General features: G+C 33.5%; 23 protein-coding genes and 3 tRNA genes. 21 read left to right on the forward strand and 5 right to left on the reverse strand.

The annotated features are described in order from the left end of the window. Positions 1–145 precede the first annotated feature (145 nt). Positions 146–2605, forward strand: a complete 2460-nt coding sequence (locus J8M14_RS14715) for a glycoside hydrolase family 3 protein (protein WP_211075571.1) — start codon at positions 146–148, stop codon at positions 2603–2605. A 179-nt stretch (positions 2606–2784) separates the two neighbouring features. On the opposite strand, the gene J8M14_RS14720 is transcribed toward J8M14_RS14715, so the two are convergent. Further along, complete coding sequence (locus J8M14_RS14720) at positions 2785–3387, reverse strand: hypothetical protein (RefSeq protein ID WP_211075572.1); 603 nt, start codon at positions 3385–3387, stop codon at positions 2785–2787. Between the two features lie 287 nt (positions 3388–3674). On the opposite strand from J8M14_RS14720, the gene J8M14_RS14725 reads away from it, so the two are divergent. Then, on the forward strand, positions 3675–4202 hold the full coding sequence (locus J8M14_RS14725; RefSeq protein WP_211075573.1) for a hypothetical protein: 528 nt from the start codon (positions 3675–3677) through the stop codon (positions 4200–4202). A gap of 178 nt (positions 4203–4380) precedes the next feature. On the opposite strand, the gene J8M14_RS14730 is transcribed toward J8M14_RS14725, so the two are convergent. The 3 genes from J8M14_RS14730 to J8M14_RS14740 form a co-directional block, all read right to left on the reverse strand. Beyond that, a tRNA-Arg gene (locus J8M14_RS14730) sits at positions 4381–4454 on the reverse strand. Positions 4455–4470: 16 nt separating this feature from the next. Then, a tRNA-Pro gene (locus J8M14_RS14735) sits at positions 4471–4545 on the reverse strand. A gap of 9 nt (positions 4546–4554) precedes the next feature. Next, a tRNA-Ser gene (locus tag J8M14_RS14740) sits at positions 4555–4638 on the reverse strand. Between the two features lie 256 nt (positions 4639–4894). Between J8M14_RS14740 and J8M14_RS14745 the strand changes: the two genes are divergently transcribed. After that, positions 4895–6517 (forward strand): hypothetical protein, encoded by a 1623-nt coding sequence (locus J8M14_RS14745; protein ID WP_211075574.1) that lies wholly within the window; start codon positions 4895–4897, stop codon positions 6515–6517. A 233-nt stretch (positions 6518–6750) separates the two neighbouring features. Then, a complete protein-coding gene (locus tag J8M14_RS14750) occupies positions 6751–7785 on the forward strand; it encodes a hypothetical protein (RefSeq protein WP_211075575.1) in 1035 nt (344 codons plus the stop codon). 71 nt (positions 7786–7856) lie between these two features. On the opposite strand, the gene J8M14_RS14755 is transcribed toward J8M14_RS14750, so the two are convergent. Next, positions 7857–9098, reverse strand: a complete 1242-nt coding sequence (locus tag J8M14_RS14755) for an NAD(P)/FAD-dependent oxidoreductase (protein ID WP_211075576.1) — start codon at positions 9096–9098, stop codon at positions 7857–7859. A gap of 103 nt (positions 9099–9201) precedes the next feature. On the opposite strand from J8M14_RS14755, the gene J8M14_RS14760 reads away from it, so the two are divergent. The 17 genes from J8M14_RS14760 to J8M14_RS14840 all read left to right on the forward strand — a co-directional run bounded on the left by J8M14_RS14760 (position 9202) and on the right by J8M14_RS14840 (position 23663). Next, positions 9202–10731, forward strand: a complete 1530-nt coding sequence (locus J8M14_RS14760; RefSeq protein ID WP_211075577.1) for an aromatic amino acid ammonia-lyase — start codon at positions 9202–9204, stop codon at positions 10729–10731. Between the two features lie 84 nt (positions 10732–10815). Next, complete coding sequence (locus J8M14_RS14765) at positions 10816–11952, forward strand: WG repeat-containing protein (protein WP_211075578.1); 1137 nt, start codon at positions 10816–10818, stop codon at positions 11950–11952. A gap of 139 nt (positions 11953–12091) precedes the next feature. Beyond that, positions 12092–12823, forward strand: a complete 732-nt coding sequence (fabG, locus tag J8M14_RS14770; RefSeq protein ID WP_211075579.1) for a 3-oxoacyl-ACP reductase FabG — start codon at positions 12092–12094, stop codon at positions 12821–12823. A 6-nt stretch (positions 12824–12829) separates the two neighbouring features. After that, on the forward strand, positions 12830–14047 hold the full coding sequence (locus J8M14_RS14775; protein ID WP_211075580.1) for a beta-ketoacyl-[acyl-carrier-protein] synthase family protein: 1218 nt from the start codon (positions 12830–12832) through the stop codon (positions 14045–14047). A gap of 27 nt (positions 14048–14074) precedes the next feature. Further along, entirely contained in the window at positions 14075–14320 is a 246-nt protein-coding gene (locus J8M14_RS14780; protein ID WP_211075655.1) for a phosphopantetheine-binding protein, read from the forward strand. Positions 14321–14329: 9 nt separating this feature from the next. Further along, positions 14330–15226 (forward strand): lipid A biosynthesis acyltransferase, encoded by an 897-nt coding sequence (locus J8M14_RS14785; protein WP_247672656.1) that lies wholly within the window; start codon positions 14330–14332, stop codon positions 15224–15226. Continuing rightward, entirely contained in the window at positions 15223–16146 is a 924-nt protein-coding gene (locus J8M14_RS14790; protein ID WP_211075581.1) for a dialkylrecorsinol condensing enzyme DarA, read from the forward strand. The genes J8M14_RS14785 and J8M14_RS14790 overlap by 4 nt, the downstream gene beginning before the upstream one ends. Positions 16147–16160: 14 nt before the next feature. Then, positions 16161–17294: a beta-ketoacyl-ACP synthase III gene (locus J8M14_RS14795; protein ID WP_211075582.1), complete on the forward strand. Its 1134-nt coding sequence runs from the start codon at positions 16161–16163 to the stop codon at positions 17292–17294. Continuing rightward, positions 17294–17752, forward strand: a complete 459-nt coding sequence (locus J8M14_RS14800) for a hypothetical protein (RefSeq protein ID WP_211075583.1) — start codon at positions 17294–17296, stop codon at positions 17750–17752. Before J8M14_RS14795 ends, J8M14_RS14800 begins: the two co-directional genes overlap by 1 nt. A gap of 39 nt (positions 17753–17791) precedes the next feature. Beyond that, entirely contained in the window at positions 17792–18193 is a 402-nt protein-coding gene (locus J8M14_RS14805) for a hypothetical protein (protein WP_211075584.1), read from the forward strand. Beyond that, positions 18190–19188 (forward strand): BtrH N-terminal domain-containing protein, encoded by a 999-nt coding sequence (locus tag J8M14_RS14810; protein WP_211075585.1) that lies wholly within the window; start codon positions 18190–18192, stop codon positions 19186–19188. The genes J8M14_RS14805 and J8M14_RS14810 overlap by 4 nt, the downstream gene beginning before the upstream one ends. 18 nt (positions 19189–19206) lie before the next feature. After that, positions 19207–19950, forward strand: a complete 744-nt coding sequence (locus tag J8M14_RS14815; protein ID WP_211075657.1) for an ABC transporter ATP-binding protein — start codon at positions 19207–19209, stop codon at positions 19948–19950. Then, positions 19943–21232: an ABC transporter permease gene (locus J8M14_RS14820; RefSeq protein WP_211075586.1), complete on the forward strand. Its 1290-nt coding sequence runs from the start codon at positions 19943–19945 to the stop codon at positions 21230–21232. Before J8M14_RS14815 ends, J8M14_RS14820 begins: the two co-directional genes overlap by 8 nt. Beyond that, a complete protein-coding gene (locus tag J8M14_RS14825) occupies positions 21210–21656 on the forward strand; it encodes a thioesterase family protein (RefSeq protein WP_211075587.1) in 447 nt (148 codons plus the stop codon). Before J8M14_RS14820 ends, J8M14_RS14825 begins: the two co-directional genes overlap by 23 nt. Continuing rightward, on the forward strand, positions 21653–22792 hold the full coding sequence (locus J8M14_RS14830) for a beta-ketoacyl synthase N-terminal-like domain-containing protein (RefSeq protein WP_211075588.1): 1140 nt from the start codon (positions 21653–21655) through the stop codon (positions 22790–22792). Before J8M14_RS14825 ends, J8M14_RS14830 begins: the two co-directional genes overlap by 4 nt. Beyond that, positions 22792–23403: a 3-oxoacyl-ACP synthase gene (locus tag J8M14_RS14835; protein WP_211075589.1), complete on the forward strand. Its 612-nt coding sequence runs from the start codon at positions 22792–22794 to the stop codon at positions 23401–23403. Before J8M14_RS14830 ends, J8M14_RS14835 begins: the two co-directional genes overlap by 1 nt. A gap of 2 nt (positions 23404–23405) precedes the next feature. Beyond that, the gene (locus J8M14_RS14840; protein ID WP_211075590.1) at positions 23406–23663 is read left to right on the forward strand and encodes a phosphopantetheine-binding protein; all 258 of its coding nucleotides are present in this window, start codon (positions 23406–23408) and stop codon (positions 23661–23663) included. The last annotated feature ends 1 nt before the right edge of the window (position 23664 follow it).

Here is a 23664-nt window from a genome sequence, read left to right on the forward strand (position 1 = left end):
TTTTATAGATATCACTTTATAAAAAAAAACAAATTTTAAACTATTCTTAATTGCTCATTCAAGTTTAATATAAATCACAAATAATATTATTTTCAATATGTATACTATCAGGCCTTTTAACGTATTTGTATCCTTACTGTGTATTATGTCTATATTGGTTTTAGGTTGTGCTCAAGAAAAAGATACTAGAGATGGAGAAAAATCTTCAAAACTTGAAAATCCCCAAGATTGGCCTAGCATCAAACCGTTACCATTAGATCCAGAGATTGAAGCGAAAATAGATGAATTACTACCAAAGCTAACGGTAGAGCAAAAAGTAGGTCAGGTTATTCAGGCGGATAGCGAATCTATCACCCCGGAAGAGGTTAAAAAATACCGTTTGGGTTCTGTATTAAGTGGCGGAAACTCAGCGCCTGGATCATTACCGTATGCAAATACAAAAACGTGGTTGGCCAAGGCTGATGAATATTATAACGCATCTATTGATCCAGAGGGTGTTGAGGTTGCTATACCGTGTATATGGGGTATCGATGCGGTACATGGTCATGCAAATCTAAGTGGAGCAATAGTTTTTCCGCATAATATTGGTCTTGGTGCAATGAACAATCCTGACTTAATGGAGAAAATTGCATCAGTCACTGCTCATGAGCTTACTGTGTCTGGTCATGATTGGACTTTTGCCCCTACTTTAGCCATACCTACAGATGTACGATGGGGCAGGAGCTATGAAGGGTTTTCTGAACATGAAGATATTGTAAAGTCATATGCAGACCGTATCGTTTATGGACTGCAGGGGCGTAGAGGTGATGCTGATTTTATGGGAGATAGCCGGGTTATATCTTCTGCGAAACACTTTCTTGGTGATGGTGCTACTGAAAATGGTGTAGATCAAGGTAATGCCCTTATTAGTATAGAAGAATTACGTGATGTACATGCTGCAGGATATTATAGTGCTATCCCTGCAGGTGTACAAACCATAATGGCTTCTTTTTCAAGCTGGCAGAACAGAAAATTACATGGTGATAAAGAGCTGTTGACTGATGTTTTAAAAGGACGGCTTGGTTTCAACGGTTTTGTGGTAGGTGATTGGAATGGTCACGGCCAGGTTCTGGGATGTACAAATACAGATTGTCCTCAATCTCTCAATGCTGGTGTAGATATGTATATGGCACCTGACAGTTGGAAGGGTTTGTATGAAAGTACGTTGAAACATGTAAAGAATGGAACGATTCCAATGTCACGTTTGAATGATGCAGTACGACGTATCCTAAGAGTGAAAATTGCTTCGGGTATTTTTACGAAAGGTGCACCTAGTACACGAAAAAATGCTGGAGATGCAAGTCTTTTAGGACTACCTGAAAATAGAGATATCGCTCGACAAGCTGTTCGTGAGTCAATGGTTTTGCTGAAAAACAACAATCGTACTTTACCTATTGATCCTAAGAAAACTATTTTGGTAATTGGTGATGGAGCTGATAGTATTTCTAAGTCGTGTGGTGGTTGGACATTGTCCTGGCAGGGAAAAGGCCATACTAATGATGAGTTTCCTAATGGTGATTCTATTCTTGATGGTATTAAGAAAGCGGTAGACTCAGCCGGTGGTAAAGTAATTTATTCAGCCACTGGAGATACAGGTATAGCAGCCGATGTTGTAATTGCTATATATGGAGAAGATCCATATGCAGAGTTTCAAGGTGACAGAGAAAATCTTGACTTTATTCCCAATGGTTTTGATGTAAATAAATTAGCAGAATTTCAAAGCAAAGATATTCCTGTTGTATCCGTATTTCTATCTGGTCGTCCACTATGGTGTAATCCTGAAATAAATCAGTCTGATGCTTTTATCGCTGCCTGGTTGCCTGGTAGTGAAGGAGGGGGTATTTCGGATTTATTGTTTCAAAGCGATCCATCCTTTGATTTTACAGGTCGTCTGTCATTTTCCTGGCCTACAAATGCTGTAGTATCAGAAGATAATGAACCATTGTTTAAGTTAGGTTATGGTCTTTCTTATGATAGTGATGTAACGGTGAATCAGCTTTCTGAAAATTCAGGCTTAGAAAATAGTATGGTAGTGTCTACAGGTGAGTTTTTTAGTAAAGGTTCTCCTATTGCACCTTGGGGGTTATGGTTAAGCTCTGGAGAGTTAGTTAAACAAATTGCAAGTTTTCCCACATCTGTTGGTGGGTTAATAATTAGTAAAACTGATCATGAGGCACAAGAAGATGCGTTGAGAATAAAATGGACTAAATCAGATCATGATCAAATGCGAGTTAGTACGGCTTCACCAAGCGATATGTCTCGTCAGGCAAATGGTGCAATGGAACTAGCTTTCTCTGCTAAATCATTTAAGGCAAAAGACGCAGTTGTCCAAATTGGGATGTGTAGTAAAGACTCTTTTTGTGATAAAACCCTTAATATCAGTATTGCTGATGATCATTGGCAAGAATATCGAATAAGTTTAAGTTGTTTTGATAATCTTGGTGTAGATATGTCTAAGATAAGCTCTGCATTAATGATTACCGCAGGAGAAGGTGTGGATATTGGGCTTAGTAATATTCGTTTAGAATCAGATATTGATGCTAAACCTGGATGCGATGGTAAGTAGAATTTATGGACTTGTTTATAATAAAGAAGCTTATAATATTATATAGATTTAAATCTGTTTTAGATTTGCGTAATTATCAAGAACGTTTATATTTAAAACAAAAAGCAAATAATATAACTAAATAAAAAAGGGTTGCGATGAGCAACCCTTTTTTTTATGATAAATTACTATAAGAAATGTTACTTAGCTTTTTTAATAATATATTTAGCCATTTCCTTAGCTAGTTTAGCGTAGCTCTCAGCAATTCTTATTCCAGAGTTATAGTCACCACCACCAAAAGTAGCTCCTGGCATATTTTTATACGCTACTGAACAAAGAACATTATCCGGGTTAGCAGTTTCATATACTGTAATGGTAGCATTTACTTTAGAAGGCTGTTTCATTACACCAACATTATATCCTGGGTAGATCCAAGTGGTCTTAACAAGCATAGTATATTTAGCACTTTCCAGCCCTTTATCTACTTTTACTTCTTGTTTTTTAAAACGTTTGTTGAAAGATTCAATGTATTTAGGTTCATATAGGTTTTCACGATCAGCAAACCAGGATTTTTTAAATTTTTCTCCTCTTCCCTCTCCAGGGTGCTTTTCTTCCCTTTTGTCCATTTTATCCTTTAGGAACTCTTCCTCAGTGTCGAACTTATGAACTTTTAAATTTTCATAATCGAATACAAGATTATATTCTGCAATTCCTTTTAGATTTTTAATACTTCCTTCTAGTTTCTTTTGACCAAAAGAAGCTGTGGTTGCCATAAGTAGTGTAAGTACTAGTAGTTTTTTCATAATTAGGTTTTTTAATTAATAGCGTCAAATATATTTCTTTTTTAAAAATTACACGAGTTGTGTATTAAAGAATTAGATATATAATCTGTCTAAACAATAATTAAGCCATGAATTGCGATTTTCTGGTTAGGATAGGGTTAGGATAGGGTTAGGATTTGGTATATCAGATTAGATATAAAAAAACAAAAAAAGAATATTCATTTAATAATGATAAAAAGATAATAATATCTATAAGATTTATTAAATTTAAAACACTTTTATTTAACCATCATTTAAATTTAATTATTATGCAATTAACCGAAAAAGGGCAAAAGTTATATAAGAAGAAACGTTTTAATATTTTTAAAACCGAAGACAATAAAAGATCTGTTGCAGAAAGTCTAATAAATGGTTCAAAAGATATTAACGATTTCGTTGATGGAAGATCAATTTGTTATGATTGTGTTGGTTTTGTAGTCGCTTTGCTAAACGAAGACCGAATCTCCTACGGTAAACTACAAAGATTATCTGGTTATCAATGGGTAAATAGGTTAGGGTTTCCAATAGGACGAAGGTGGAATGGGATGGAGCAGATTCCTCGAGGTACTGCAATTGGATTCAAAAGTGTTCAAGAAGGATCGTATCGCAGGAATAAATTCTTTCATTCTTCTATTGGTGTAGGAGGAACACAAGTAAGAGGTGTTAATGGAGGGACATTGGGGAGTCATTGGCAACCTGCAAATTTAAAGACTGCTCTTAAAGTTGAAAATAATATCATAAGACTTGGTAATGAAGAAATAGAAGTATGGCTTTCTACTTACTTTAAGACGTTGTAAAACGAAATTTAAATTTTGGAATTACAGTTCTATTATTTAGTTACCTAATCTTTCCTGAAAGTCTATTTACTTTCTTTAATGTTAATTAGTGAGAGTAATTTATGAGATCACTATTTTTTTTAAACAAGTAAAAAGTTAAAAAACAAAAAAGCCTCACTATTTCTAGTAAGGCTTTTTGTGATCGCGACAGGATTCGAACCTGTGACCGTCTGCTTAGAAGGCAGATGCTCTATCCAGCTGAGCTACGCGACCAGTAATTATTTTATTGTCGGGGTGGCAGGATTCGAACCTGCGACCTCCGCGTCCCAAACGCGGCGCGATAACCGGGCTACGCTACACCCCGAAACAAAAGCGGAGAGACCGAGACTCGAACTCGGGCGACACTTGCGCGTCGACAGATTAGCAATCTGCTCCATTACCACTCTGGCACCTCTCCTAAATAATTTGTTATAAGAACTCCGCATTAATATTTCAAATGCGGATGCAAATGTAACTTTTATGAGAGTACAATGCAACATTTTTTCATCATTATTTTTAGTTAAAATGTGATGTAGTTTTAAAAACTTGAAAATCAGTTTTTTCTTTGATTAAAAATATTATCAAAACAATAAAAATTAACTCAAAATTCAGTCTATGATTCTATTTAGAATAAGAATTTTATATTTGTGTATACTTGACCTAATATTATAGTTATGAATACTATTCAAAATTTCGGTAATAATACTACCAAGATTACTTTTTTATTTCTGTTTCTAATCACTGGATTCGTTTATGCTCAAAAACCGGTTTTATTAGAAGATTTTACTTTTAAGGCTAGCGAAAAGTATAAACGTATTAAAAGCTTGAGTACTTATCAAGTGGCTTCAGGTGATCGATTAGTTTCTATAAAAAAGGGAAGAAATAATATGACTATTCAGCGTTTTTCGTTGAAAGATCTAAAAGAAGAACCTAAAAAACGTCAAGTAATCGAAGACAAAGGTGATTTTCAAACTGTATTGAAGCTAGGAGGAAAGGCTGTGGTTTTTTATACAGTAAAAGATAAAGCTTTTGCACAAAAAATTTCGTTAACAGGTATTGTAGCAGAGAAGCCTATTCAAGTAGCCAATGATAAAGAAAATATTGATAGAGATTTTGGGTTTAAGAGTACTTATGGATTTGATGCAGGAGGAAGGATAAATAAATTTGCTTTTAAGAAATCACCTGATGGTAATAAGCTATTGGTCTTATATAGAATTGAGACTGCTGGAGATAAAGCCGATAAGGTTGGAATATTGGTATATGATTCTGCTATTAATTTGTTGTGGAGAAGAAAAGTACAAATGCCTTATGCATCTGATAAAATACAGAATGAGGACTTTGCTATTGATAATGAAGGGAGCTTTTATATGACAGCTTCAATTTTTAATGATTCAGAATCCAAAAAAGATAAATTAGAATCTACATATAGAACAGAAGTTTTTAAAATAAAGGAAACTCCTAAGGATATTATTAAGAGTGTGATTAAGATTCCCGGTAGATCTATTACAGACGCTGTTATTAATCTAGATACTTCAGGCAAGGCTAGAGTTACAGGGTTTTATGCCCCTGATGCAAATAAAGCTGAAATTTCAGGTGTTTTTTCTGTAGTTCTGGATGAGTCTGGTAAAACTGCTAATATAATAAAAAGTGATATCCCTGAAGAAACACTTCAGGATTTAGCTTTGAAAAGAGAAGCTCGTATTAATGAAGGAACACAAGATGAAAAAGATAAAAAAGACCTTGAAAACCTTAGGGTAAATAATATTATGTTTAATGAAGATGGAAGCACGATTGTTTTAGGGGAACAACGCTATGTAGAATCTTTTACAACATCAAGTTCTTCCGGCTCTAGAACAACATATAAATACTATTATAGAGATATATTCACCTTTAAATTAAATTCCGAAGGTAAAATAGATTGGATGCATAGATTGCCAAAATATCAAATGGGAACTAGAGGTAAGAGAAGCATGTCATATATTAATTTTAGAAATAAAGGAAAGCATTATCTGTTCTATATAGATGATTTTACGAACCTAAAAAGATCGTTTGATGAGTCACCTACCAAGTATTTTGATGGTAAAAAAGAATTTATCTATATGACTGCCTATGTACTTGACGATGCTACTGGAGAAGTTACAAAAGAACCTATCCTAACTGGTAGTGATGTCAGAAACTCCCGATTAGATGTTATGGGGCTTAGCAAAGTAGCGACTTTACCTAATATGGATATGTTTTTTGAAGTGTATGATGGTAAGAAGAATAATCTTTTGTTAAAGGTTTCTGTTGCTGAATAAAGAAAGATTTCTTGTGATAAAACGAACAAAAGGAGGCAATTTGTCTCCTTTTTTATTTGGAATATAGGGAAGAACAAGGTGTTTTTATACACTTCATATTCTAAGAATTTAGAGGTTATAGATTACCTTTTGCTTTATACTACGGATTTTACTAAAAACTCCCTGAAATGCAGTGCTTTATAAATACTTGTCATAAATTTGGCACAATAATTTAATTAACCCAAAATCTAGCTATGAAAAATAATTTTTTACTATTTATTGTCTTTTTGATATCTTTTTCAGTAACCTGTCAAGTTTCCGTTGGGCCAAAACATGTTGGGAAACCAGGTAAATTTGATAAAGAGCAGCTCGAAAAATTTAAAGAATCAAAGACTATTTTTGTTTTTTCCACTCTTTTCGAGAGAAGTGTATATGAAGATGTCCTTAAAGAATCCTGGGATGTTACTCCATACGAAATAGTTTCTGCGGAAGATTTTGATCTAAAAAACTATTTAAAAGAAGGGTATTCTATTGGAAGCCTTGGGTTTAATAAAGTTACTAAAATGAGAAAATCTAATTCTTGGGTAGATTATCTTTATATGTATTTTGAATTTTCCATGTTTGATAATGAAAAACTTCTTGAGAATCTTAACAAGTATAAGGGGAAAAGACTAAAAAAAATTAATAAAGTAATAAACAAATATAAATATAGTTTTGCTAGATTTGAATTATTTCCAAAATCTAATTTTGTTGATTTAGCTAAAAGATCTAATCTTGAAAAGATTACTGAATCTTTATTTACAGAAGATGTTTTTTATAATTATCAACCAGGTATTTTAAGAAATTATTTTCAAAAAATTAATGATTTACTTAAGAAGGAAGAAATTTATTGGATGTATAAAGACGATTATGACCCTGAATTGAAAAAACTAACAGACAAGCCTCTTTTTTTTCCAGAATACATTACGATGGGATATTATCCTAAAATTAAGGTTTTTAGTAAAAAAAAGAATGATGATAAGGATTTGGATGAAAATGATCCTTTTTCAAATTATAAATTTATTAGTAAGTCTATAAGTAATAGTGATTTAAATAATAGAATTCTTTCTGGAGAAGAATTCTATTATTTACGATATGTTAGAGTGAATTCACAAAAGTTTATTGAAGTTGTAAATTCTAAGACAGGAAAAGTAATATATAGAAATTATGCGACTGGTTTAGCACGTAGTTTGAAACCTAAACATTTAAAACATTTAAGTGAGGTAATAGAAAAGTCTGCTAAAAATTAACTAGAGTGTAGACAATAAAAAGGAGGCTATTTGCCTCCTTTTGTTCGTTTTATAAATATTCTCAGAGAGAACTATTCTGACATATTTTCTTCCATCTCCACAAGCTTTGCTACACTTCTAACGATGTGATTGTGCTTTTTAACAAATGGATTGGTTTTATCCCAAACATATCCGGCTAGTACCGCGCAGATTTGCTCTCTAAATTCTTCATTGGGTTTATCGTGAAAAATAATCTTTTGTAAGTTTCCGGTATACCACTCTTTCACGTAGGTTGTAAATACATCAACCCCTTGTCTCATATAATCTACAAACTCAGTTTGCCAATCAACTTCTTCATTGTTAAGCTGCTTGATAGCTAATTTAGCAGATAATAAACCTGTCTCGGTGGCAAATGATACTCCAGATGAGAATACAGGGTCTAAAAACTCTGCACTATTACCAGTAAGTACAAAACCATCGCCATATAATTTAGTAACATTTTTAGCAATGTTCTCTACCTTATAAGGTTCGAATAGATAGGGTACATCTTTAAATTGCTCATAATAATAAGGAGAAGTTTTCATCATTTCCTGCAAAACTTCTGTTTTATTTCCTTTAAATTTATTGATCCAATCCATTGGACCCACAAATCCAATACTTGTATTTCCGTTAGAGAAAGGAATATACCAAAACCATACTTCAGTTTCAATAATTTCAAAAGTAATAGTTGTACCCTCTACGCCTTCCGGGCGATTTACATCCTTAACCTGTGTGAAAATAGAACCGTGTTCTGCAAGTTTTGAAGGAGCTTCAAGACCTAATTGTCTTGCTACTACTCGTCCAAAACCACTAGAGTCTATAATAAATTTAGCTTCAATCTGACTTTCAGAACCATCTTTATGTTTTACTGTAGTAAGAGAATCAGTTCCATCAAATTCGACATTAGTTACTTCAGTTTCAAAATCAACCTCAACCCCTTGTTTTATAGCTTCATCAATTAAGGTTTTGTCAAAATGATCTCTTGGTACTTGCCAGGTCCAGTCCCAACCTTCACCATATTTTTTACTAAAATCAAAAGTTCCATGAACACCATCTTTGATAAATCGTGCCCCATATTTTTTTTCGTAGCCTTGTTTCATTAAGCAATCCAAAAGACCTGCTTCCTCAAAGTTATCCATACATCTGGGAATTAGGCTTTCACCAACCTGAAAACGAGGGAATTTAGTCTTCTCGACTACTTTGACTTTGATACCATGTTTGTTCAGGTATGCAGCGCTAACACTACCTGAGGGACCAGCACCAATCACCAGTACATCAACATTTTCTTTTTTCATAATTTTTAAAGGTACTTTAAATACATTACATTTGCGGTTTGTAAAAATAAAGACTAAACTTTAATTTTTTTACATTTTATTGGAAAAACTTACTAATTCGCGAATGCTGGTATTAAAAAATAAGTTAGAAATAAGTGATTTTATCAAGGTTATTTTTAACAATGAGGAGCTTTCTATAGATGATTCTATAGTCAGTAGAGTAGATAAGAGTCATAAATTCTTAGAGGAATTCTCCGAGAATAAAATTATATATGGTGTCAATACAGGTTTTGGTCCGATGGCACAGTATAAGATTGATGATGCAGATAGGATTGAGCTTCAATTTAATTTAATTAGAAGTCACTCTTCTGGTGTTGGTAAGCCAATGGAGCCAGAGTATGTAAAGGCATTAATGCTTGCTAGGCTAAATACACTTTCGTTAGGAAGGTCAGGCGTGAATACTACTGTGATAAATGGTCTGAAAGAATTAATAAATCATGATATCACTCCATTAATTTTTGAACACGGCGGTGTAGGAGCAAGTGGTGATTTAGTGCAGTTGGCGCATCTGGCATTAGTCCTTATTGGAGAAGGTGAAGTGTTTTATAAGGGGGATAGAAGAAATACAGTTGATGTTTTTTCAGAACTAGGGATCAAGCCAATAGAAATAAAGATAAGAGAAGGTTTAGCATTAATGAATGGTACATCTGCGATGACAGGCATTGGTATTGTTAATGTTATCAATGCACAAAAGCTTTTGGACTGGTCGATATGTTGTTCTTCTGCAATTAATGAGATTGTAGAAGCGTATGATGATCATCTGTCAAAAGAGCTAAATCATAGTAAGATGCATTTAGGCCAACAAGATGTGGCTAAAAAAATGCGTGAGCATTTGTCAGATAGTAAGCTTACCCGTGACAGAAATGAACACTTATACTCCGGTCAAAACGGAGATACTTATTTTAAAGAAAAAGTTCAGGAATATTATTCACTACGTTGTGTGCCTCAGATTCTGGGCCCCGTATGTGACACAATAAAACATGTAGGTAGAATATTAATAGAAGAGTTGAACTCTGCTAATGATAATCCTATTATTGATGTAGAAACAAAACATGTATATCACGGAGGAAACTTTCACGGAGATTATGTGTCTTTAGAAATGGATAAGTTAAAATTGGTAGTTACTAAATTATCCATGCTTGCAGAAAGACAGCTAAACTATCTTTTAAATTCTAAACTAAACGATATACTGCCTCCGTTTGCTAATCTTGGTAAATTAGGTTTCAATTTTGGTATGCAGGGAATCCAGTTTACAGCGGTGTCAACCACAGCAGAAAATCAAACATTATCTAATTCTATGTATGTACATAGTATACCTAATAATAATGACAATCAGGATATTGTTAGTATGGGGACCAACGCAGCAAATATGACTAAAACTGTTATTGAAAATACTTTTGAAGTTTTGGCTATTGAGTTGATGACTATAGTTCAGGCGTTAGAATATTTGGATTTTGGCGATAAACTATCTTCTAGAACTCAGAGTTTGGTTAAGGAAATTAAAGAGATTGTACCTCCATTTACAAAAGATTATATAACATATCCATTTGTTCAGAAAGTAAAAGATTATCTAAAAGATAATAATGCATATTAGAGAGTTGTATAATCCTTGATCAGGAATTAATGTTTACCATGATATAAACTTTAGAACTAACAATAAACTATAAATTTAAAAAAGATGAAAAAAATATTTTTAGCATCACTTTTGATAGTGTTAGGATTTCAGATCACTATTTCTCAGGAACTAGCAGCGGTTAGAGAGAATGGTAAAGTAGGTTATATTGATAAACAAGGGGAGTTCGTTATTGCTCCAGCTTACAAAAAAGCAAACAATTTTTCTGATGGACTAGCATTGGTTTTGGATGGAAAAAAATGGGGGTATATCAATGCTGATGGAAGTTGGGCTATAGAACCTCAGTTTAAGAAGGCTAAAGACTTTAGTGCAGGAGTGGCAATGGTAATAAGTGGTAAAGATTGGATTTATATTGATAAAACAGGAAAAGAACTTAAACTAGCCTCTTCTGATAAAAAATATGCATTTAAAGATGGAGTTGCTTTTATTAAAAAAGGTAAAAGTGTAGGGTTGATGAATGGTAAAGGAGAAGTAATAGCCGAACCAAAATTTCAGATTATTAAGGGTTTCAGAGATGGTTATGCCAAGTGTGCTCTAAATGATAAATGGGGGATTATAGATAATAAAGGAAAAATAGTTATTGCTCTAGAATATACAGGAATTGGTAACTATGTTAATGGAGTAGTTCGTGCAGAAAAAGGAGAAGGTAATCTAGGTTTGGTCACCTCAGATGGATTTGTTAAAGTTGAAGGAGCTTCTAGAATATGGGATTTTAAAGCAGGAGGAAAATATACTATTGCTAAGAAAGGTGAGCAAATAGGATTTATTGATACTAAGGGTAATTGGGTTATAGAACCGCAATTTGTTAAGGCGAAAGCATTTAAAAATGGTTATGCAGGTGTTTATAATGGTAACAAATGGGGGTTTGTTGATATTAATGGTAAAGTAGTTATAGATTATAAATTTGATGACGTAGATTATTTTAGTCCAGAAGGGTTAGCTCCTGTTAAGAATGATGATTGGGGATTTATAAATACTAAAGGCGAAATGGTCATTGAAGCTAAATATGGAATAACCGTTTCTAGTTTTGGTTTTTTATCAGGAAAAGTTCAGGAGAAAGGTTTTGTTGAAGGCTTAGCAAGAGTTAAATACAATAAAAAGTGGGGATTTTTAAAACCGGATGGCAAGGTTCTTGCTGATAAATGGTTTGAAAATGCAGAGCCTTTTGTAAAAGTTAAATAGTTTTTTTAAAAAATATCAAAACAGGCAACCTTAGACGATTGTTAAAGTTGTTGGTATTTTTTTTTAGTTGTTAATAAAATCTTAATTTGTATAATAGATATCAGTATAGTTATCTATTCTTAAAACCAAATTTAAATAAATGAAATACGCCCTTGTTACAGGTGGATCCAGAGGAATAGGAAGAGAAGTGGCTATAAAATTAGCTAAAGATTTAGATTATCCAGTTTTAGTTAATTATCAGTCTAATGATGATGCAGCCGAAGAAACAAAAAAGATGATTGAAGAGGAAGGAGGGAGCTGTACATTATTAAAATTTAATGTGGCTGATGCAGAATCTACAAAATCTACTTTGGATAAATGGATTGAACAAAACCCTGATGCTATAATAGAAGTAATCGTTAATAATGCAGGTATTACCAGAGACGGATTGTTCATGTGGATGAAACCCGAAGATTGGAATGATGTTCTTAATATCAGTCTTAATGGATTCTATAATGTTACTAATCATTTGATTCAGAAGATGCTTACTAACCGTTATGGTAGAATTATAAATATGGTCTCTGTTTCTGGTGTTAAAGGAACAGCAGGTCAGGCTAATTATTCGGCTGCAAAAGGTGCGTTAGTAGGTGCTACAAAAGCTTTGGCTCAGGAAGTGGCGAAACGAAAAATTACGGTAAATGCAGTTGCCCCTGGATTTATTAAGACGGATATGACGGCTGAGATGGATGAGAAAGAATTAAAACGTATGATTCCGGTTAATCGTTTTGGTGAGGCAGAAGAAGTAGCTGATCTAGTGTCTTTTTTAGCCTCCAAAAAAGCATCATATATTACTGGAGAAGTTGTAAATATTAACGGTGGAATATATTCTTAAAGATTTATGCGTAGAGTAGTTATCACAGGAATGGGTATTTATTCGTGTATTGGCACTAATGTTGAAGAGGTAAAGGAGTCTTTATACAGAGGTAAGTCTGGAATAGTTTATGAACCTTCTAGAAAAGAATTTGGATACAGGTCGGCACTTACAGGAATTGTCCCTAAACCTAATCTAAAAAAAGAGCTGAGTAGAAGGCAGAGAATAAGTTTTGGTTCAGAATCTGAATATGCATATATAGCTACAAAGCAAGCTTTTGATCAAGCAGGTGTAGACCAGGAATTTTTGGATACCAAAGAAATTGGCATTCTATTTGGTAATGACAGTACCGCAGAGTCTGTTATGGAAGCGATAGATAAAATTAGAGTCAAAAAAGATACTACTCTGGTAGGGTCTGGTGGAGTTTTTAAATCTATGAACTCTACAGTAACTATGAATTTATCTACAGTTTTTAAGCTAAAGGGAGTAAATTTTACAATTAGTGCAGCTTGTGCTAGTGGTTCACATTCTGTAGGAATGGGATACCTTTTGATAAAACAAGGTTTACAAGATTATGTTTTATGTGGAGGAGCTCAAGAGATTAATGATTATGCATTTGGAAGTTTTGATGGATTAGGAGTGTTTTCGGTTAATGAAGATAATCCTACAGCAGCTTCTAGGCCTTTTGATAGTAGTAGAGATGGTTTAGTGCCTAGTGGAGGTGGAGCTGCATTGTTTTTGGAGAGTTATGAAAGCGCGATAGCCCGCGGAGCGACTATTTTAGGAGAAGTAGTGGGGTATGGCTTTTCTTCTAATGGAGCGCATATCTCAACTCCTAATCAAGAAGGTCCTGCTCGAGCTATGAAACGAGCCGTGGAGCAAGCAGATCTAAAACCAGAGGAAATAGGGTATGTTAATGCTCATGCAACTTCTACACCAATAGGAGATGCTAATGAAGCCAAAGCTATTGATGAAGTTTTTGGGAAGACTAAACCCTATGTAAGCTCTACAAAATCGATGACAGGTCATGAGTGTTGGATGGCTGGAGCTAGTGAGATTGTATATTCACTGATAATGTTGAATAACTCATTTATTGCGCCTAATATTAACTTAAAAACACCAGATGAAGACTCGTCAAAGTTAAATCTGGTGAAAGAAACAGTAGATAAAAAATTTGATGTATTTTTGTCGAATTCTTTTGGATTTGGGGGAACGAATTCAGCAATCGTCATAAAAAAAGTTTAGAAATAGAAAAAAATTACGAAGAAGATGATGGAAACAAGTGTAATTGTAGAAAAAGTTGATGATTTCTTAATTGAAGAATTCGAAGTGGAAGCAGAGGAGATATCTCCTGAAGCAAATCTTAAGGATACTTTAGATCTTGATAGTTTAGATTATGTAGACCTAGTAGTGGCAATAGAAGCTACTTTTGGGGTAAAACTTGTGGGAGATGATTTTGTAGGTGTTGAAAGTTTTCAGGATTTTTATGATTTAATAGAACGAAAAGTAAATATTTAAAAAAATATAATGGCCCAATGGGAAGGTAAGGCTAAAGGGACACCTTTAGGATATAAAATATTTATTTTTTTTATCAAGCATCTGGGATTAAATGCTGCGTACTCTATATTAGTATTCGTAGCTGCGTATTATGTCGTTTTTTCCTTCTCGACTACCAGGACGAGTTATTTCTATTTTAGAAAAAGATTAGAACAATCTTTTCTTGAATCAATTATTAGTATTTATAAAAACTATTTTGTTTTTGGTCAGACACTTATTGACAGAACGGCTATTTCTTTTGGATTAAAGGATAAGTTTTCATTCACTTATGATGGTAAGGAGAAGGTTCAGGCATTGTTAGATAAGAAGACCGGAGGTTTTGTATTTAGTGGTCACATAGGAAGTTTTAATATTGCCAGATATTTTTTTGATGAGTTTGATATGACAGATACTGCTGTTAATTTAATGGTTACTGATCAAGAAAATGAACAAATTAAAGAATTTGTTGGAGCTGTTTCTTATGATACTAATATGAGATTTATCGTGATAAAAGATGATATGTCTCATATTTTTGAAATGAATGATGCTTTAGGAAGGGGTGAGGTTATTGTTTTTGCCTCGGATCGTTATGTAGAAGGAATACAATATATAGAACAAGAATTTCTTGGAAAATCTGTTAAGTTTCCTTCAGGGCCTTATAAATTGGCAGCAAGGAAGAAAAAGCCAATGCTCTTTATGTATATAATGAAAGGGAAGAATAAGCAATATCATTTATATGCAAAAGAACCAGAGTTTACTGCGGATTCTATAAAACCAAGCCATGTATTAAAAGAATACGTTAGAAATATGGAAATTATGATCAAAAAATACCCTTTGCAATGGTTTAATTATTATGATTATTGGGAAGATCTTAAATCCGATTCATGAAAAACGTATTAGTACTATACTATAGTCAAAGTGGTCAGTTAGGGGATATTTTGACTAATTTGGTAAGTCCAATTGTAAAGGATGACAATTGCAAGGTAACAACATATTTAATCCAGCCAGAAAATGAATATGCTTTTCCTTGGAATAAAAAGGATTTTTTAGAAGTGTTTCCTGAGTCGTATTTACAAATTCCTAAACCAAACAAACCTATCCCTGATGAAGTTCTTAATAAGAAATATGATCTTATTATTTTAGGTTATACAGTTTGGTATCTTTCACCATCGATTCCAATCAATTCATTTCTAAAAAGTGAAGAAGCAAAGTTACTATTAAAAGATACTCCTGTCATTACGGTAAATGGTTCTAGGAATATGTGGATTTTGACACAGGAAAAAGTAAAAAGACTTCTTGTAGATAACAAAGCAAAATTAGTCGGTAATTTAGCATTTGTTGATCGTCATTGGAATCATATTAGTGTTATCACTATAGTTCACTGGTTGATGGGAGGAAAAAAAACTAAATACTTAGGCTTTTTTCCTAAACCGGGAGTTTCAGAAAAAGATATAAATGAAGCGGGTAAGTTTGGATCTATTATAAAAAAATATCTTTTTAAAGAAAATTTTGCCCACCTCCAAGAAGACCTTGTGAAGTCTGGAGGAGTGATGATAAAACCTTTTTTAATAAGGTCAGATAAATCTGGTAATCATATATTTAGTAAGTGGTCAGCCCATATTTATAAGGTAGGTCTAAAATCATCAGAAAAAAGGGCAAAATGGTTAAACTTTTTCCAGTATTATTTACAATTTGCTATTTGGGTTTTCGTACCAATAGTTTTTGTTATATTTTTGTTGACTTATTTGCCTTTTTATGCACGCATAAAAAAAGATATTAAATATTATCAATCAGTAAGACTCAGGTAGGTGTCTAATAATTTATGAAGAACGTATATATAACTAAAACAGCTCATTTTTTACCAAATCAACCGGTTTCTAATGATGAAATGGAAAAGAGACTAGGTATGATTGATGATCAGCCATCTAGGGCAAGAAGGATTGTTTTAAGAAACAATGGTATTAAGGAGAGGTATTACGCTATAGATTCAGAAGGTAAAGTAACACATAATAACGCTCAATTGACCAAAGAAGCAATCAAGGGTTTGTGTGATACTGATTTTTCAGAAAAAGATATAGAGCTACTTTCCTGTGGTACAACAGGGCCTGATAACTTGTTGCCTTCTCATGCATCTATGGTTCATGGGCTTTTAGATGCAGAAAGTATTGAGTTAAATTCTGCTTCTGGAGTATGTTGTTCAGGTATGAGTGCTCTTAAGTATGGATATCTATCTATAAGGGCTGGTGCTACTACTAATGCAGTATGTACTGGGTCAGAAAGATCTTCTAGTTGGATGCAGTCTCAGAAATATAATGAAGAAATAGATAACCTTAAGAGTTTAGAAGAAACACCGGTTATAGGATTTAAAAAAGATTTTCTTCGCTGGATGTTATCAGATGGAGCTGGAGCATTTTTATTAGAAAGCGAACCAAATGGTGACGCTTCTTTAAGAATTGATTGGATGGAAGCTTATTCCTATGCTTATGAATTAGAAGCTTGTATGTATGCAGGAGGAGAGAAACAAGAAGATGGAACCTTGAAACCTTGGACAGACTATACTCCAAAAGAATGGCTTAATGATTCTATATTTTCTTTAAAACAGGATGTTAAAGTATTGGATGAGCATGTAGTACAGAAAGCTATTGTTAGTATGAAAGATGCTGTTACTAAAAATAACTTGAATGTTTCCGAAGTAGATTTCTTTTTGCCTCATATGTCATCATTTTATTTTGAAGGAAAGTTAAATGACGAAATGGTTAAACAAGGTTTAAGTATTCCAAAAGAAAAATGGTTTACAAATCTTGAAAAAGTAGGTAATGTAGGTTCTGCTTCAATTTATCTTATGATCGATGAATTAAGAAAATCAGGTAGATTGAAAAAAGGAAATAAAATATTAGTATTAGTTCCTGAGAGTGGACGCTTTTCATACTTTCATATTTTGCTAACTGTTTGCTAATGCCTAATCTTTTAGAAGATAAAATAACCGATCTTGATTTTGTCAAGAAATTGATTCCTCAGAAAGATCCATTTGTAATGATCGACAAACTATTGTTTTTTGATACTGATAAAGTGGTTTCGGGTCTTACTGTAACCTCTGATAACGTTTTAACCAATGGTACTCATTTTACAGAAGGAGGGCTTATTGAAAATATGGCTCAGAGTATAGCATTGCATAGAGGATACAGAGGTTATATTAATCGAGGCGGTGACGGAAAACCTAAAACAGGCTTTATAGGTTCTATAAAACACGCTACTATTAATAGCCTTCCAGAAATCGGAACGGACATAGAAACTACTGTAGAGATTGTCGCAGAAATAATGATGGTTTCATTGGTTAAGATCGAAGTAAAAGATATGAAAGGTAATCTTTTAGCTTCTTCTGAAATGAAAACCATTATTGTAGACCCTCAGTAGCTTTAATTATAATTCTTTTATGTTTAAATACTAAACTTTATGAAGAAAGAAGAAGTACCTCAAGATCAAAGTAGTTTTTCTCATACAAATATGAAAGAAGTGGTATATGCAGTGGATAAAGAAGGTAAGTATGGCAAAGCATTAAGTTCCGGTTGGGAAGCTAAAACTATGGCTTTAAACGAATCTTTAGAACTTATAGAAGAGAAAGTTTTAGAGACTGTCCAGAAAATAAAACAAGGAGAATTGAGTCCAATTGCTTATTATATGGAGGTTCAGCGAATGGACCCTGTAGTACTTTCGGGTTATGTAGGTATGTGGCAGTGGAGAGTAAAAAGACACCTGAAAGCCAAAGTTTTTAATAGGTTGAGAGAAAGAACACTCCAGAAATATGCAGATGCATTTGAGATAACCTTGTCTGAATTAAAAAATCCAAAGATTTGAAAATAAACTTCGAACATAACCAATCAGCTCATTGTGAAAATGGGGTGGTTTCTAATTTATTAAAATATAACGGCCTTAACGTTAGTGAACCTATGGTATTCGGGATAGGTTCTGGAGTCTTTTTTATATTTATACCTTTTATTAAGGTGAACTATGCTCCAATGTTTAGTTTTAGACCAGTTCCAGGGTTTATCTTTTCCAGAGTAAGTAAAAGACTTGGTTTTAAAATTAAAAGACATAAGTTTAAGTCTAAAGCCAAGGCACAACAAACCTTGGATGCTGAATTGACAAAAAATAATCCTGTGGGGTTACAAGTTGGAGTATATAACTTAACTTATTTCCCTGATGAATATCGTTTTCATTTTAATGCACATAATCTAGTCGTGTATGGCAAAGAAAATGGAGAATATCTAATTAGTGATCCGGTAATGCCCGAGGTTACTACTTTATCACATAATGAGTTAGAAAAAGTTCGTTTTGCTAAAGGTCCTTTTGCGCCAAATGGACACATCTATTATCCTACGCAATTACCACAAGATGTAGATCTTAAAAAAGCAATTCTAAAAGGTATAAAACAAGCATACCGTCATATGTTAGCTCCTGTTCCTATTGTAGGATTTAGAGGAATTAGGTATGTGGCTAAAAGAATTCGTAAATGGCCGGATAAGATCGGGGTTAAAAAAACAAACCATTACCTGGGGCAATTGGTTCGTATGCAAGAAGAAATTGGTACAGGAGGAGGTGGTTTTCGTTTTATTTTTGCAGCTTTTTTACAAGAAGCTTCTGAGATACTTGAGAATCCAAAACTTTCTGAACTATCAAAAGAAATGACTGTAATTGGTGATCAATGGAGAGATTTTGCAATTGATGCATCACGATTATATAAAAATAGAAGTCGTGAGACTGACGCTTATAATAAAATTGCCGATAAACTAGATGCCATTGCATTAGCAGAAAGAGCATTCTTTTTACAATTAAAGAAAGCCATCAAATAATATTCTGTGGGAGCTCCTATTATTCAAATAAATAACCTTTCTAAACAATATCAGGGAGCAGATTTTAAATCCTTAGATAATGTTGATCTGTCTATTCATAAGGGAGAAGTGTTCGGTTTATTGGGACCTAATGGAGCCGGAAAAACTACATTAATCTCTATTCTTTGTGGATTAATAAAACCAACTTCTGGAGAAGTTCATATTGGCGATAAAACTTTTCATCAAGATCATAAGTCAATAAAAAAGATAATAGGTGTAGTTCCTCAGGAATACGCCTTATATCCAAGACTTACAGCCAAAGAAAATTTATTGTATTTCGGAAGTATGTTTGGATTGCCAAAATCAGAACTTCGACCTTTGGTTTCACTGCATTTAGATCAGCTAGGATTATTGCCCTTCGCTGATAAAAAAATAAAGACATTTTCTGGTGGAATGAAAAGAAGAGTGAATCTCATTGCAGGAATTCTGCATAAACCAGAATTACTTTTTCTTGATGAGCCAACGGTTGGTGTAGATGTACAGTCTAAACAAGCTATTACTGAAAAGTTAAAACAACTTAATAAAGATGGTACTACTATAATTTATACTTCTCATCATTTACGAGAAGCACAAGAATTATGTACTCGTGTTGGAATTATAGATTCAGGAAGGATTATAGCAAAAGATACACCTACTAGTCTTATTTCTTCAACAGAAAACGCTAGAAATCTTGAGGACGTATTTATCGAACTAACAGGAAAGGAGTTACGAGATTATGCATAAATTCTTGGCTTCTATAAAAAAAGAATCATTACAGCTTCTGAGAGATCCAGGAGGGCTGATTATTTTATTTCTAATGCCAGTAATATTGGTAGTCACTATCACTCTGATTCAGGATAGCACGTTTAAATCAGTTTCTGGTAATACAATTGATATTTTATTGGTAGATAATGATAAAGGAAGGCTTTCCGCAGAGATTCAAAAGAATTTTAATGAAATAAGTTTTCTAAACCCTGTTTCTAAGATTAAAGATGTTAGGATAACAGAAAAAGAAGCAAGTCGTTTGGTAGCTTCGGGTAAGTATCAGTTGGCCGTGGTTATTCCAGAAGGTTTAACAAGTGATCTTGATACGCAGATAGAAAAAAATATAAATAAGATTTTAGAGGAGTTTGAAGGAACTGAAGATACTGCTAAGGTTGAAGCTGTGCAGGAAAAACTTTCTCATAAAGTGGTAAAACTTTATTTTGATCCTATTACTCAAGAGACATTCAGGAGTTCTGTGATCTTTTCAGTAGATAAGCTTATAGCTAGTATCGAAACCAAATCTATTTATCAGGCATTTGAAAAAGAACTAGGGGAGTCAGAAAGTTTACAGTCTTTCAATAGAGACCAATTTGTGAAATACGAACAAATTAACCCTTCATTATCTGGTGAAGATAATTTACCTAATTCTGTACAGCACAATATCCCGGCATGGACATTATTTGCAATTTTCTTTATGATCATTCCTTTATCACTAAATTTAGTACACGAGAAAGGGCAAGGTACGTTTATGCGGTTACAGACCACTCCGGTAAATTATTTGACCATTATTGGAGGAAAAGGCTTTGTGTTTCTATTTGTTAGTTTAGTTCAGTTTACACTAATATTGTTAATTGGGGTATATTTATTTCCTAAACTAGGGTTGCCAAATTTAGAAATAAGTGGATATATAGGATTATTATACTTGGTAGCATTGTCTGCTGGTCTTGCTGCTGTTGGGCTTGGGGTCTTGTTAGGAACACTTTTTAATACACATGAACAGACGGCTCCATTTTGTGCAGTTTTGATTATAATATTAGCTGCTATTGGTGGGGTATGGGTTCCGGTTTTTGTAATGCCAAAGACCATGCAAATTGTAGCTAAAATTTCACCTCTCAATTGGGGTTTAGAAGGTTTTTATGATTGCTTTCTTAGGAAAGGAAGTTTTATTGATATTCTTCCTGAAATTGGTTTGCTTATTGGATTTTTTATTAGTACTATCGTAATTGCTATTATTTACTATGAAAAGAAAAAAGCGGTCTAAAGAGATTGAAACGGATATTAAGTATACCCACGAAGTTCGGGTAAGGTTTAATGATTGTGATCCTTTGAGTATTGTATGGCACGGAATTTACATTACCTATTTTGAAGAGGGAAGAGAAGCTTTTGGCCGTACTCACGGTATTTCGTACCTGCACGTAAAAGATAATGATTATGTTACTCCAATCGTAAATTCCAATTGCGATCATAAGTTACCTCTTAAATATGGTGATGTGGCAACAGTAGAGACAATCTATGTGGATAGTCAAGCAGCCAAAATGATTTTTAGATACAATGTTTATAATCAAAATAAAGAACTAGTTTGTGTTGGTGAGACGACACAAGTCTTTTTGGATATGGAAGGAAATATGTCCTTATCTATTCCTGAATTCTTTTTGGATTGGAAACGAAAAGTAGGGTTATTATGAAAAAGGCCTACTTAGTTGCAGATAATATTATTTCTCCGTTAGGATTTTCTACTGAAGCAAATCTAGAAAACCTTCGTGCGAATAACACAGGGATCAATAGAGTGGATAATAAAACTATATACGAAGAACCGTTTTATGGTGCAGTAATTAATAACGATTTACTTTCATCTTCTTTGGAAATTGTTTCAAATAACGTAGAATATAGTAAGCTGGAAAAGATGATGTTGTTGTCAATTTCAAAATTACTTTCAGAAAACCCTTCTTTGGACATAAAAAAAAGTGGAATAATTATTTCTACTACTAAAGGAAATATTAATGCTTTATGTAGTAATTCTGAAACTAAAGCTTATCTAGGAAGTATTGCCGAAACTATTAAAGACTATTTTGATTTGGATTCGGAACCTATTGTATTGTCTAATGCTTGTATATCAGGTGGTTTGGCTTTGGCTATTGCCAAAAGAATGATTCAGACTGGAGAATATGAAGATATGATTGTAGTTGGTGGAGATTTACTTTCAGAATTTACGTTATCAGGATTTTTTTCTTTTCAAGCTGTTAGTCCTGCGCCTTGTAAGCCATTTTGTAAAAATAGGACAGGTATAAGTCTTGGAGAGGCAGCAGCAGTAGCTTGGTTAAGTTCTAATCCCAAAAATGTAAAAGGAAAAGCTATTCAAATTACAGGGGATGCTTCAGCTAATGATGCTAATCATATTTCGGGACCATCCAGAACTGGTGAAGGTTTATTTATCAGTATTTCTAAAGCGTTGAAAGAAGCAGGAATCAATAATACTCAAATTGATTTTATAACGGCTCACGGTACAGCAACACCATTTAATGATGAGATGGAGGCTATTGCCTTTAATAGAGCTGGGCTTCAAAATGTGCCAGTTAATAGCCTTAAGGGTTATTATGGCCATACCCTAGGGGCTTCAGCTCTTATAGAAAGTATTATCGCTAGACATTGTTTAATGAACGATGAAATATTTGCTTCTTTGGGGTTTGAAGAATTAGGAGTTTCACAGCCTATTAATATTATAAAAAAGAATGAATCAAAATCATTACGAAGGGTTTTGAAAACAGCTTCAGGTTTCGGAGGGTGTAATGTGGCATTAGTTATAGAAAAAGTATCGCTATAATGGAGCAACAGTATTACATAACAAGTTTTTGTTCTATTAAGAATAATAAAATCTCTAAGAATGGAGAATTATTATATTCTGATGATAACTCTGATTCTATAAAAGATTTTGCGAAAGGGATTTATAAGTTTTTGGAACTAAAGTATCCCAAATTTCATAAGATGGATGAGCTATGTAAGCTTAGTTTTTTGGCTTCAGAAGTTTTGTTGTCAGACCAGTTAGAAGTTTCGGAGGACACAGCTTTAGTACTCGCCAATCGTGCATCTAGTTTAGATACAGATAGGAAACATCAGGATACAATAAAAGATAGAGAAAATTATTTTCCTTCTCCAGCAGTTTTTGTGTATACTCTACCTAATATAATGATGGGTGAAATCAGTATTCGTCATCAACTAAAAAGTGAGAACGCTTTTTTTGTTAAGAAAGCTTTCGATGCAAAGTTTTTGACCACTTATTCCAGAGTACTTTTAGACACAAATAAAGCAAGTAACGTGATTTGTGGTTGGGTAGATTTGGATAATGATAAATATGACGTATTTTTGGCATTTATTTCCAGAAATGGAGAAAAATTGCTATCAAAAGAACAATTAAATAATTTTTACAAAAGTTGATTATGGCGGAATTACAAGAAGAGCTAAAAGAGAAAATCATTGAGCAATTAAGTTTAGAAGATGTGGAGGTAAGTGAAATAGGTAATGACGACCCACTTTTTGGTGATGGTCTTGGGTTGGACTCTATTGATGCTCTAGAGCTTATTGTATTATTAGAAAAGGATTATGGGATCAAATTAAAAGATCCAAAAGAAGGTAAAGCTATATTCGAATCCATTAATGTAATGGCAGATTATATTTCTAAAAACCGCACAAAATAGT

The sequence above is a fragment of the Aquimarina sp. MMG016 genome, assembly GCF_018100805.1.
In the GTDB taxonomy this organism is placed as follows: Bacteria; Bacteroidota; Bacteroidia; order Flavobacteriales; family Flavobacteriaceae; genus Aquimarina.

What these genes read in the sequence shown, in the direction of transcription:
- J8M14_RS14715 (WP_211075571.1), top strand. Translation starts at nt 146, where the DNA reads ATGTCTATATTGGTTTTAGGTTGTGCTCAAGAAAAAGATACTAGAGAT.
- J8M14_RS14720 (WP_211075572.1), bottom strand. Translation starts at nt 3,387, where the DNA reads ATGAAAAAACTACTAGTACTTACACTACTTATGGCAACCACAGCTTCT.
- J8M14_RS14725 (WP_211075573.1), top strand. Translation starts at nt 3,675, where the DNA reads ATGCAATTAACCGAAAAAGGGCAAAAGTTATATAAGAAGAAACGTTTT.
- J8M14_RS14745 (WP_211075574.1), top strand. Translation starts at nt 4,895, where the DNA reads ATGAATACTATTCAAAATTTCGGTAATAATACTACCAAGATTACTTTT.
- J8M14_RS14750 (WP_211075575.1), top strand. Translation starts at nt 6,751, where the DNA reads ATGAAAAATAATTTTTTACTATTTATTGTCTTTTTGATATCTTTTTCA.
- J8M14_RS14755 (WP_211075576.1), bottom strand. Translation starts at nt 9,098, where the DNA reads ATGAAAAAAGAAAATGTTGATGTACTGGTGATTGGTGCTGGTCCCTCA.
- J8M14_RS14760 (WP_211075577.1), top strand. Translation starts at nt 9,202, where the DNA reads ATGCTGGTATTAAAAAATAAGTTAGAAATAAGTGATTTTATCAAGGTT.
- J8M14_RS14765 (WP_211075578.1), top strand. Translation starts at nt 10,816, where the DNA reads ATGAAAAAAATATTTTTAGCATCACTTTTGATAGTGTTAGGATTTCAG.
- fabG (WP_211075579.1), top strand. Translation starts at nt 12,092, where the DNA reads ATGAAATACGCCCTTGTTACAGGTGGATCCAGAGGAATAGGAAGAGAA.
- J8M14_RS14775 (WP_211075580.1), top strand. Translation starts at nt 12,830, where the DNA reads ATGCGTAGAGTAGTTATCACAGGAATGGGTATTTATTCGTGTATTGGC.
- J8M14_RS14780 (WP_211075655.1), top strand. Translation starts at nt 14,075, where the DNA reads ATGGAAACAAGTGTAATTGTAGAAAAAGTTGATGATTTCTTAATTGAA.
- J8M14_RS14785 (WP_247672656.1), top strand. Translation starts at nt 14,330, where the DNA reads ATGGCCCAATGGGAAGGTAAGGCTAAAGGGACACCTTTAGGATATAAA.
- J8M14_RS14790 (WP_211075581.1), top strand. Translation starts at nt 15,223, where the DNA reads ATGAAAAACGTATTAGTACTATACTATAGTCAAAGTGGTCAGTTAGGG.
- J8M14_RS14795 (WP_211075582.1), top strand. Translation starts at nt 16,161, where the DNA reads ATGAAGAACGTATATATAACTAAAACAGCTCATTTTTTACCAAATCAA.
- J8M14_RS14800 (WP_211075583.1), top strand. Translation starts at nt 17,294, where the DNA reads ATGCCTAATCTTTTAGAAGATAAAATAACCGATCTTGATTTTGTCAAG.
- J8M14_RS14805 (WP_211075584.1), top strand. Translation starts at nt 17,792, where the DNA reads ATGAAGAAAGAAGAAGTACCTCAAGATCAAAGTAGTTTTTCTCATACA.
- J8M14_RS14820 (WP_211075586.1), top strand. Translation starts at nt 19,943, where the DNA reads ATGCATAAATTCTTGGCTTCTATAAAAAAAGAATCATTACAGCTTCTG.
- J8M14_RS14825 (WP_211075587.1), top strand. Translation starts at nt 21,210, where the DNA reads ATGAAAAGAAAAAAGCGGTCTAAAGAGATTGAAACGGATATTAAGTAT.
- J8M14_RS14830 (WP_211075588.1), top strand. Translation starts at nt 21,653, where the DNA reads ATGAAAAAGGCCTACTTAGTTGCAGATAATATTATTTCTCCGTTAGGA.
- J8M14_RS14835 (WP_211075589.1), top strand. Translation starts at nt 22,792, where the DNA reads ATGGAGCAACAGTATTACATAACAAGTTTTTGTTCTATTAAGAATAAT.
- J8M14_RS14840 (WP_211075590.1), top strand. Translation starts at nt 23,406, where the DNA reads ATGGCGGAATTACAAGAAGAGCTAAAAGAGAAAATCATTGAGCAATTA.